The organism is Pseudomonas antarctica (genome assembly GCF_900624995.1).
Taxonomy (GTDB): domain Bacteria; phylum Pseudomonadota; class Gammaproteobacteria; order Pseudomonadales; family Pseudomonadaceae; genus Aquipseudomonas; species Aquipseudomonas antarctica.
Genome location: NZ_UYXQ01000140.1, coordinates 1 through 9,142 on the forward strand (window position 1 = coordinate 1; position 9,142 = coordinate 9,142).

10 protein-coding genes are annotated in these 9,142 nt (G+C 57.4%); 6 read left to right on the forward strand and 4 right to left on the reverse strand.

Annotated features, from left to right (window positions below; all coding sequences use genetic code 11):
- Positions 1 to 321, reverse strand: a 321-nt coding sequence (locus E0F99_RS26800) for a fimbrial protein (RefSeq protein WP_130909026.1), incomplete at its 3' end; no start/stop codon positions are given.
- 487 nt (positions 322 to 808) lie between these two features.
- A complete protein-coding gene (locus E0F99_RS26805) occupies positions 809 to 994 on the reverse strand; it encodes a hypothetical protein (RefSeq protein ID WP_083358332.1) in 186 nt (61 codons plus the stop codon).
- 307 nt (positions 995 to 1,301) lie between these two features.
- On the opposite strand from E0F99_RS26805, the gene galU reads away from it, so the two are divergent.
- On the forward strand, positions 1,302 to 2,141 hold the full coding sequence (gene galU / locus E0F99_RS26810) for a UTP--glucose-1-phosphate uridylyltransferase GalU (protein ID WP_003212579.1): 840 nt from the start codon (positions 1,302 to 1,304) through the stop codon (positions 2,139 to 2,141).
- Positions 2,142 to 2,242: 101 nt separating this feature from the next.
- Positions 2,243 to 3,601: a glutathione-disulfide reductase gene (gene gorA / locus E0F99_RS26815; protein ID WP_083358333.1), complete on the forward strand. Its 1,359-nt coding sequence runs from the start codon at positions 2,243 to 2,245 to the stop codon at positions 3,599 to 3,601.
- Here gorA and E0F99_RS26820 read toward each other — a convergent pair whose 3' ends face one another.
- Positions 3,602 to 4,609 (reverse strand): DNA-binding protein, encoded by a 1,008-nt coding sequence (locus E0F99_RS26820; protein ID WP_083358334.1) that lies wholly within the window; start codon positions 4,607 to 4,609, stop codon positions 3,602 to 3,604.
- Positions 4,610 to 4,779: 170 nt separating this feature from the next.
- Here E0F99_RS26820 and E0F99_RS26825 point away from each other — a divergent pair, with 170 nt between their 5' ends.
- From E0F99_RS26825 to ahpF, 3 genes are all read left to right on the forward strand, one after another.
- Positions 4,780 to 5,712: a site-specific integrase gene (locus E0F99_RS26825; RefSeq protein ID WP_083358335.1), complete on the forward strand. Its 933-nt coding sequence runs from the start codon at positions 4,780 to 4,782 to the stop codon at positions 5,710 to 5,712.
- 133 nt (positions 5,713 to 5,845) lie between these two features.
- The gene (ahpC, locus tag E0F99_RS26830) at positions 5,846 to 6,409 is read left to right on the forward strand and encodes an alkyl hydroperoxide reductase subunit C (protein WP_010210361.1); all 564 of its coding nucleotides are present in this window, start codon (positions 5,846 to 5,848) and stop codon (positions 6,407 to 6,409) included.
- 127 nt (positions 6,410 to 6,536) lie between these two features.
- The gene (ahpF, locus tag E0F99_RS26835) at positions 6,537 to 8,102 is read left to right on the forward strand and encodes an alkyl hydroperoxide reductase subunit F (protein WP_083358336.1); all 1,566 of its coding nucleotides are present in this window, start codon (positions 6,537 to 6,539) and stop codon (positions 8,100 to 8,102) included.
- 64 nt (positions 8,103 to 8,166) lie between these two features.
- On the opposite strand, the gene gloA is transcribed toward ahpF, so the two are convergent.
- A complete protein-coding gene (gene gloA / locus E0F99_RS26840; RefSeq protein ID WP_083358337.1) occupies positions 8,167 to 8,688 on the reverse strand; it encodes a lactoylglutathione lyase in 522 nt (173 codons plus the stop codon).
- Between the two features lie 197 nt (positions 8,689 to 8,885).
- Here gloA and E0F99_RS26845 point away from each other — a divergent pair.
- The coding region (locus E0F99_RS26845; RefSeq protein ID WP_130909027.1) for a DUF4946 domain-containing protein at positions 8,886 to 9,142 on the forward strand (257 nt) is incomplete at its 3' end.

Here is a 9,142-nt window from a genome sequence, read left to right on the forward strand (position 1 = left end):
CGTACCGATAGCACCCGGAACGACGGTTGATGGCGCGCCGGTGAAGGTTGTGGTCACGGTGTTAGCGACAAGGTCCGACAGATCACAGCCTTCAAGTTCGATCAGCACGCGCCGCGCTTCAGACTTGCCGCCATCTTGCAATTGATGCTTGGCAATGGCGCCCAGGTTAACGGTCTGATCGACGGAGTCAGGCTTGATAGAGCAGGCACCCGAGTGGACCGATCCCAAAAAAGTAACTGTTCCATCCGCCGCCTGAGCAACGGACATCGAACCCGCCAACAGCCCGAGAGTTAACAGCGCAGTTTTAAATTTAGTTTTCATTTACAGAGGCCTACGAAATGTCAATAAAGAGCCCATCGCAGTGTTGCGCAGGGCTTGTTTTTCACATCAAACGTGACTCGCAAAAACCCGGCCAGCCAGCGGCGGAGTTGCAGTTGGGAGCGTTGTTTTTCCAACTACTTGCATTGCAATTCGTGGGTACGTTTGAAGCGAGGCCATTGTCAGTCTTGAGCCAGAGGAAGTAAGTCGCCAGATTCGCTTAGTTGTGTAGTCGCACAGGAGCACGCCACATAGGAGGAATATGGCGATTTGCCAAAACATGAAGATGGGCTGTCAGAAGAGGGCTACAAGTTGCTTAATGAGAATAGTTCAATCGGGTAGTGATCTGTCAGAGCGGGATGACAGTCCCCGAAAATAATAGTGTTTAATCGGGTTGTCCAACTTCTAGTTGGGTCTGGATATGTTGGGAAAAATGGACGCCCACAAAAAAGCCCCGCTTAACGGGGCTTTATAGGCACCTCAAAGAGGCTTACTTGCTCTTGGGCCGTTTGCTCGATGCATGGCCCGCTTCATCCACAAATACCTCGGCTACCGCAGTCGCCTGGCTTTCGGTTGCGAATGCCCCGGCGACACTGTCGCCGTGGAAGTTGATCAGGTGCCAGCCGTCTGCACGCTTTGTGATCAAGTAGCCGTTTACGCCTTTGGGTTCTGACATCTATCAATCTCGTGGTGTGGTTCAAGCGTGCAATGATAGCGCCAAATGGCGTGGGGGCGCGCAAGTTGTTGCCAGTCAGTGCCGGGCGGCGAAAAGCATGCTAAAACCTTTAAATCCCTTTGAAACTGAGGGGCCAAGGCTTGGTTGGTGATGCCGTTGGTAACGCCCTTCGGAGGATCAATGGAACTTACGCGCACATTTTTTCTCTATCATGACATCGCAACGCCAGCAGGACCCATTGTAAGGTGACTGCGGCCTGATTAGACTGCGCCGAATTCCGTACGCACAGCCCTTTGTAAGGACTCATATGATCAAGAAATGCTTGTTCCCAGCAGCCGGTTACGGCACTCGCTTCTTGCCAGCGACCAAAGCCATGCCCAAAGAGATGCTGCCGGTGGTGAACAAGCCACTGATTCAGTACGGCGTCGAAGAGGCACTGGATGCCGGCTTGAACGAAATCTCTATCGTCACGGGTCGTGGTAAGCGCGCGCTGGAAGACCACTTCGACATCAGCTACGAGCTGGAAAACCAGATCAAGGGCACTGACAAGGAAAAATACCTGGTCGGTATCCGCAAACTGCTCGACGAGTGCTCGTTCTCTTACACCCGTCAGACCCAGATGAAAGGCCTCGGCCACGCCATCCTGACCGGCCGCCCACTGATCGGTGATGAACCGTTCGCGGTGGTACTGGCGGACGACCTGTGCGTCAACCTGGAAGGCGACGGCGTGCTGACCCAGATGGTCAAGCTGTACCAGAAGTACCGCTGCACCATCGTTGCGGTTCAAGAGGTTGATCCTCAAGAGACCAACAAGTACGGCGTGATTGCCGGTGACGACATTGGTGATGGCCTGATCCGCGTACGCGACATGGTCGAAAAGCCAGCGCCGGAAGATGCTCCGTCGAACTTGGCGATCATCGGTCGTTACATTCTGACCCCGGATATCTTCAAGCTGATCGAAGAAACCGAGCCAGGCAAAGGCGGCGAGATCCAGATCACTGACGCCCTGTTGAAGCAGGCTAAAGACGGCTGTGTGATCGCGTACAAGTTCAAGGGGCGTCGTTTTGACTGCGGTGGCGCTGAAGGCTACATCGAAGCCACCAACTTCTGCTACGAGCACTTCTACAAGACTGGCAAGGCTTACTGATTCACGCCTGCCTGATTTTCTAAAAAAGCCACCTCCGGGTGGCTTTTCGTTTTTCAGCCCCCTGTAAGTCGGTATGCTGGTGTTCTGCCGAGGAGAGTGAAATGGCCTACGATTTTGATCTGTATGTAATTGGCGCCGGTTCCGGCGGTGTTCGCGCGGCGCGCTTTGCCGCAGGCTTTGGCGCCAAGGTGGCCGTGGCGGAAAGCCGCTACCTGGGCGGTACCTGCGTTAACGTCGGCTGTGTGCCGAAAAAACTGTTGGTGTACGGCGCGCATTTCGCCGAAGACTTCGAGCAGGCCAGCGGTTTTGGTTGGTCGCTGGGTGAGGCGAACTTTGATTGGGCGACCCTGATCGCCAACAAGGACCGCGAAATCAACCGTCTTAATGGGATCTATCGCAACCTTTTGGTCAACAGCGGCGTCACCCTGCATGAAGGTCACGCACGCTTGGTGGGCCCGCATCAGGTGGAAATCAATGGTGAGCGCTTTACCGCCAAGCACATCCTGATCGCCACGGGCGGCTGGCCGCAGATCCCGCAGGTTCCGGGGCACGAACACGCCATTGGTTCCAACGAGGCGTTCTTCCTTAAAGAACTGCCTAAGCGTGTATTGGTGGTGGGCGGTGGCTACATCGCCGTTGAGTTTGCCGGCATTTTCCATGGTTTGGGCGCACAGACGTCGCTGCTGTATCGCGGCGACCTGTTCCTGCGCGGTTTTGATGGTGCGGTGCGCACACACCTGAAAGAAGAGCTGACCAAGCGCGGCCTGGATCTGCAATTCAACGCTGATATCGAGCGCATCGACAAGCAAACCGATGGCAGCCTCAAGGCCACGCTGAAGGACGGTCGCGTGCTGGAGGCCGATTGCGTGTTCTATGCCACCGGCCGCCGCCCGATGTTGGACAATCTGGGCCTGGAGAATACTGGCGTCAAATTGGACGAGCGCGGCTTCGTTGAAGTGGATGACCTGTACCAGACCGCCGAGCCGTCGATCCTGGCGCTCGGTGACGTGATTGGTCGCGTGCAATTGACGCCCGTTGCCCTGGCCGAAGGCATGGCGGTGGCGCGTCGCTTGTTCAAGCCTGAGCAGTATCGCCCAGTGGACTACGCGATGATTCCGACGGCGGTGTTCAGCCTGCCGAACATCGGCACTGTCGGCCTAAGTGAGGAAGAAGCGAAAAAGAACGGCCACAAGGTGCAGATCTTCGAAAGCCGCTTCCGACCCATGAAGCTGACGTTGACCGACTGCCAGGAGAAAACCTTGATGAAGCTGGTGGTCGACGCCGACACCGACAAGGTGCTGGGTTGCCACATGGTCGGCCCGGACGCTGGCGAAATCGTGCAGGGCCTGGCGATTGCGCTCAAGGCGGGCGCGACCAAGCAGCATTTCGATGAAACCATCGGCGTGCATCCTACCGCGGCGGAAGAATTCGTCACCATGCGCACGCCTGTCGCGCACTGATCAGGCTTGCGGGGTTGCTTCTGGCGCTGCTGCAACGGCAGCCGCCAGGCGCAGTGCCTCAATACTCGCCTGGGCCTTGATAAGGTCCAGCTCCAGGCTTTTGTTGCTCTGCTGGTGTTCGCTCAACGCTTGCTGGCGTGACTGGCTCTCCAACACCGCAACCCGCAGGCGCTCCTGAAGCAAGGTGCGTTCGCTTTCAATCAGGTTCACTTGTTCACTGAGCTTTTGCTGCAAGGCCTGGTCTTTGCGGGTTTGCTCCTGCAGGGCGGCCAGTTCCTTCGCGGTTACGCGGTGCTCAATCAACAGCCGCTCATTGTCGCGGTGCAGCTGTGTGATCTCGTCCTGGCGCACCATGGCACTTTGCTGGGCCTGGCGCAGTTCCGCTTGAACCTGCTGCAACTGGCCTTCATGGCGTCGCTGTTCCTGCTCACGCTGCTCCTTGATCGCATTGCGGTAATGCTCCAGGGCATCCCGAGCGTGCAGGTGCTTTTCTTCCAGCGAGCGAATCTGTTCGTCCTTGTCGCTGATCCTCAGTTCGTAGTCACTGCATGCCTGGCTGAGCCCGGCATTGCGGGTTTGCTCGGTCTGCAGGCTGGTGCTGGCGGTTTGCAGGGCGGCGCTTTCTTCTGCCAGCGCTGCGGCCTGGATATCAAATTGCTGCTTGAGGTCTGCATGAGCGGCTTCCAGCGTGTCTATCTGGGCGAGCAGGGCGGCCTTGTGCTGTTCAAATTGCGCCAAGGCCAGGTCGATAGGTTCCTGAGCCTTCTCTTTGAGGCGTAGAGCCAGCCGTGCAACCAGTTCGCCGAGCTCGTCGTCAATCGGCGCTTCGGTGATGGTCAGCCGGCTTTCGCTATCGTCCAATTCCTTCAGGTAGCGATGAATCGTGGTTTTTGAGCCGGTATTGCCCATCTCGATACGTACGGCGTCGATGCTGGGGTTTTCGCCACGGGCAAGGATCGCCAGGCGTGCCGTTTGAACTACTGCTTTGTTTATGCCGCCGCGCGCCATGGGGTCTCCGTCGATTTCGTACTGTTGTACAGGGTATGTAGATACATACTGTAACACGAATAGAAAATCGTTTAAATTCATGATTTAACAGATGGGATATTGGCGTATTATCCCGTCTCATAGCCGTTTTAAGCGCGGATTCACCCTGTAGCAGTACGAATGGGCCTTTCATGAGCGATCTGGATCGGTATCTCAACGCCGCCACCCGCGACAACACGCGCCGCAGCTACCGTGCGGCCATCGAACACTTCGAAGTGAGTTGGGGTGGGTTCCTGCCAGCTACCAGCGACAGCGTGGCGCGCTACCTGGTGGCGCATGCCGGCGTGCTGGCGGTTAACACGTTGAAGCTGCGGCTTTCGGCGTTGGCGCAGTGGCACACCAGCCAGGGGTTTCCCGACCCAACCAAGGCGCCGGTAGTGCGCAAGGTGCTCAAGGGCATTCGCGCCGTACACCCGGTGCAGGAAAAACAGGCCGAGCCACTGCAGCTCCAGCACCTGGAGCAGGTAGTTGCATGGCTGGAGGCAGAGGCACTGCAGGCGAGCAAAGACCAGGACCCGCCTCGATTGCTGCGCGCCAAGCGCGACACCGCACTGATATTGTTGGGGTTCTGGCGAGGGTTTCGCAGTGATGAGTTGTGCCGCTTGAGCATTGAGCACGTGCAGGCGGTGCCGGGTGCGGGCATCAGCTTGTACCTGCCACGCAGCAAAAGTGACCGCGATAACCTCGGCAAGACCTACCAGACCCCGGCGTTATTGCGACTGTGCCCGGTGCAGGCTTACTGCGAATGGCTCAGCGCGTCGGCACTGGTTCGCGGCCCGGTGTTCCGTGGGGTTGATCGCTGGGGCAACCTGGGCGAGGAGGGGCTGCATCCCAACAGTGTGATCCCACTGTTGCGCCACGCCTTGGAGCGTGCGGGTATTCCAGCTGATCAATACACCAGTCACTCGCTGCGCCGAGGCTTTGCCACCTGGGCTCATCGCAGTGGCTGGGACTTGAAGTCGCTGATGAGTTACGTCGGTTGGAACGACATGAAATCGGCGATGCGCTATGTTGAAGCGACGCCCTTTCTCGGCATGACCTTGGCGACCCAACCGCTGATTTGAGATTTCTTCTATTAATACAGCTACCTGATAGGGAAAACCAATCGCCAGCATCAGGTTTGCCAATGAGCCATCGAGGCGAAGAGTCGGTAGGATTCACCTCATCAACTTACTAACCCCTGACGGAGAGTCAACGATGCCTATCATCAACAGCCAAGTAAAACCGTTCAAAGCTACCGCCTACAAAAACGGCAACTTCGTAGACGTGTCGGACGCTGACCTGAAAGGCAAATGGTCCGTCGTATTCTTCTACCCAGCCGACTTCACCTTCGTTTGCCCAACCGAGCTTGAAGACCTGGCTGACAACTACGCCGAATTTCAGAAACTGGGCGTCGAAATCTACAGCGTTTCCACCGACACCCACTTTGCCCACGCTGCTTGGCACAACACGTCGCCAGCCATCGGCAAAATCCAGTACACCATGATCGGCGACCCAACCCTGACCATCTCGCGCAACTTCGACGTACTGATCGAAGAAGCTGGCCTGGCAGACCGCGGTACTTTCGTGATCAACCCAGAAGGTCAGATCAAGATCGTCGAACTGAACGACGGCGGTGTTGGCCGTGACGCTAGCGAGCTGCTGCGCAAAATCAAGGCCGCTCAGTACGTGGCTGCCCACCCAGGCGAAGTATGCCCAGCCAAGTGGAAAGAAGGCGAGGCCACGTTGGCTCCGTCCCTGGACCTGGTCGGCAAGATCTAAGTCTGTGAAATATCCAGGGCGGAACTCCGCACCTCAGTAAGCTGCATCCGCCCTCAAAACGCCCGGGCGAGATTCGCTCGGGCGTTTTTTTGTCTGCAATAAACCGAATTAATAGGAAATCGCCCGTATGTTGGACGCCAATCTTAAAGCTCAGTTGAAGTCATACCTGGAACGGGTCACCCAGCCGATCGAGATCGTCGCCTCCCTCGACGACGGTGCGAAATCCGAGGAAATGCTTGCTCTTTTGCAGGACGTAACCAGCCTCACCACGCTGATCACCCTGAAAACCGATGGCGATGATGCGCGCAAGCCTTCGTTCTCCATTAATCGCCCGGGTGCCGATATCAGCCTGCGTTTCGCCGGCATCCCCATGGGGCATGAATTTACTTCGCTGGTGCTGGCCCTGCTGCAAGTCGGTGGCCACCCGTCGAAGGCCAGTGTCGAAGTGATTGAACAGATCCGCGCCCTCAAAGGCGACTTCAGCTTCGAGACGTACTTCTCGTTGTCGTGCCAGAACTGCCCGGATGTGGTCCAGGCGCTGAACCTGATGGCCGTGCTCAACCCGAACATCCGTCACGTCGCTATCGACGGCGCGCTGTTCCAGGCGGAAGTTGATGAGCGCCAGATCATGGCGGTGCCAAGCGTGTACCTCAATGGCGTGAACTTCGGCCAGGGTCGTATGGGCCTGGAAGAAATCCTCGCTAAGCTCGACACCAGCGGTATCGAAAAAGCCGCTGAGAAAATCAGCGCCAAAGACGCGTTTGATGTGTTGGTCGTCGGTGGCGGCCCGGCCGGTTCTGCCGCTGCGATCTACGCGGCTCGTAAAGGCATTCGTACCGGTGTCGCCGCTGAACGCTTTGGTGGCCAGGTGCTGGACACCATGTCGATCGAGAACTTCATCTCGGTACAGGAAACCGAAGGGCCGAAACTGGCCAGCGCGTTGGAAGCCCACGTGCGTCAATACGACGTGGACATCATGAACCTGCAACGTGCCAGCAGCTTGATCCCTGCGAAAAACGCTGGCGACTTGCACGAAATTCGCTTCGAAAGCGGTGCGTCTCTCAAGTCCAAGACCGTGATCCTGGCTACCGGCGCTCGCTGGCGCGAAATGGGTGTGCCAGGTGAGCAGGAATACAAAGCCAAGGGCGTGTGCTTCTGCCCCCACTGCGATGGCCCGCTGTTCAAAGGCAAGCGCGTAGCAGTGATCGGCGGCGGTAACTCCGGCGTTGAAGCGGCCATCGACCTGGCCGGTATCGTCAGCCACGTCACCTTGCTTGAGTTCGACAGCAAGTTGCGCGCCGATGCTGTGTTGCAGCGCAAGCTCTACAGCCTGCCAAACGTTGACGTGATCACCAGCGCGCTGACCAGTGAAGTCAAAGGCGATGGCCAGAAAGTCACGGGCTTGGCCTACAAGGATCGCGACAGCGGTGAGTTCAAGACCCTCGACCTGGAAGGCATCTTCGTTCAGATCGGTTTGCTGCCCAACACTGACTGGCTCAAAGGCACAGTGGAGCTGACCCCGCGTGGCGAGATCATTGTCGATGCGCGTGGCGAGACTTCACTGCCAGGTGTATTTGCCGCCGGTGACGTAACGACCGTGCCGTATAAGCAGATCGTGATCGCGGTAGGCGAGGGCGCCAAGGCTTCGCTGAGTGCTTTCGATCACCTGATCCGCACGTCCGCACCGGCGTAAATCCGGGCGCGAAAATGAAAAACCCCATGAGTGATCATGGGGGTTTTTTTATTGCGCGAGACTGTTACATCGGCGCTGGCTGAATAATCTCAACCCAATACGCATCCGGGTCCTTGATGAAGGCCAGGCTTTTCATGCGGCCGTCGTTCAGGCGCTTTTGGAAATCACAGCCCAGTGCTTCGAAGCGTTCGCAGGCGGCGACGATGTCCGGCACCGAGATGCAAATGTGGCCAAAGCCGCGCGGGTCGGTGTTGCCATTGTGGTAGGCAAAATCGGCATCGTTTTCGGTGCCGTGGTTGTGGGTCAGTTCCAGGATGCCCGGGATCGACTTCATCCACTGGGTGCGTTCAGCGGCGTCGGCCGGGATCTGGGCCTTGTCCACCAGGGCCAGGAAGTACAGGCTGAATTCGGCTTCCGGGAAGTCGCGCTTTTCAACCAGTGAGAAACCCAGGACGCGGGTGTAAAAATCCAGCGACTTGGTGATGTCCTTGACCCGCAGCATAGTGTGGTTGAACACGAAGTTCGAGGTGGCGGTGTCAGGCTGGGCGGTGACGCCCGGGAAAGTGTTCAGATCGTGCAGGCTCATGGGCCCTCCAGAAAAAATGGGGCAAACGCGACTTGAAATCAGAGGCGCGGTCCGTTGGCTTGCGGCAAGCATCCATGCAGCCGAACCATGATACGCAAGGCCCCTCACTGCGCCAAATGAAAAAGGTCACGCAGCGCTTGCGACCAGCGGGTGCCGGGGCTCAAACTTTGACGCTTGAACCTTGGGTGTTTTTCGTAATGATTGAGTTCCGTAAATCGTTGTTGGGCGCTTTGTGTTTGTTGCTGGGTAGCCCGTTTGTGTTGGCGGCCGACCCGGAAATTCATTGGCCCAGCGGCTGGCAAGTCGAGGAAGTTGAGGCTGACGGCGAGGCGCCGGTAAAACCCCAGGCGGTGTCTCGCTTGCGCGCGATCAAGAACGATGCAAATGTCAATACCTTGATGGTCATGGAGTTGACGGGCACGCCTAGTGGGTCCGGTCATAAGGTTAATCTTCA